Annotated in this window: 1 protein-coding gene; it reads right to left on the bottom strand. The window is 60.9% G+C overall.

Annotated elements, in window-relative coordinates; translation table 11 throughout:
- Nucleotides 1-26 precede the first annotated feature (26 nt).
- Nucleotides 27-1,180 (bottom strand): IS3 family transposase gene (locus GGR40_RS22110; protein WP_429278421.1). Its coding sequence is split into 2 segments (ribosomal slippage): nucleotides 27-922 and nucleotides 922-1,180, totalling 1,155 coding nucleotides; the frame shifts between segments, so codons are not numbered across the junction.
- Nucleotides 1,181-1,243 lie beyond the last annotated feature (63 nt).

Consider the following 1,243-nt stretch of genomic DNA (forward strand, 5'->3'; position numbering starts at 1 on the left):
TGACCTGCCCCCCGGCAGTCCCTCGATCATAACGAGAGTCCAGCGGTTAAATACGATGGCCCGGACGCCTGCACAAGCGCGTCGGGCATGATGCTCTCGTCCTGCACGAAGGCTCGACGCGCTTGTGCAGGCGTCCGGTTCCCCAACGATGAATGGGGCCGGACATTGTTGTAATCGTAACGCCAGATGGCCAGTTTTCGGCGGGCATCGGCTAGGCTGTCGAACAGTTCCTCGTTGAGAAGCTCATCGCGCAGCGAGCCGTTGAAGGACTCGATGAACCCATTCTGCTGGGGCTTTCCGGGGTCGATATAGTGCCATTCGACCTGGTTCTTGCCAGCCCATTCCAGGATCGCCCGACTGGTAAATTCGGTGCCATTGTCGCTGACAATGCATGCCGGTTTGCCATAGAGCCGGATCAAAGTGTCGAGTTCCCGGGCTACGCGGGCACCAGAGATGCTGGTATCCGCCACCAGGCACAGGTTCTCGCGGCAACAGTCATCATTGATCGCCAAAATCCTGAACTTGCGCGAGGCGCCGAAGGTGTCGGACACAAAGTCCATCGACCAGCGAGCCCCCGGCGCCAGCGGCACAGGCATCGGTGTGCGGCTGCCCCGCGCCCGTTTGCGGCCACGGCGTCGGCGCACCGACAAGCCTTCCTCCCGATAAAGCCGGTAGAGCTTCTTGTGGTTCATGATCATCCCCTGGCGCTCAAGCATGATGCCGATCCGCCGGTAACCGAAGCGACGGCGCTTGCCCGCGACGTCCTTCATAGCGTCACGGATCGCGACATGGTCCGGCGGGCGTTCACGCCGAACCGTCTTCGGATCGACACCAATCAGCCGGCAGGCCCGGCGTTGCGAAATCTCGTAATCGCGCAACACCCGCAGCACTGCGTCTCGCCGCTGGCCCGGTGTCGTCAGGCTTTTCCCAACAAATCCTTCAGGATGGCGTTGTCCAGCATGCTGTCCGCCAGCAGGCGCTTCAACTTGCCGTTCTCGTCCTCCAGTTGGCGCAGGCGGCGAGCATCCGACACTTCGAGCCCACCATATTTGGCCTTCATCTTGTAAAACGTCGCCGTGCTCAGCCCGTGCTTGCGGCAAACCTCCACAGTCGGCAGCCCTGCCTCCTGCTCCTTGATCATCCCGATAATCTGCGCCTCGGTAAAACGGCTCTTCCTCATGCGTCTGCTCCTTACAGTGGCAGACTCTACATCAAAATGAGGGACCTTTCGGGGGGCAGGTCA

The organism is Novosphingobium gossypii (assembly GCF_050433305.1).
Lineage (GTDB): Bacteria > Pseudomonadota > Alphaproteobacteria > Sphingomonadales > Sphingomonadaceae > Novosphingobium > Novosphingobium gossypii.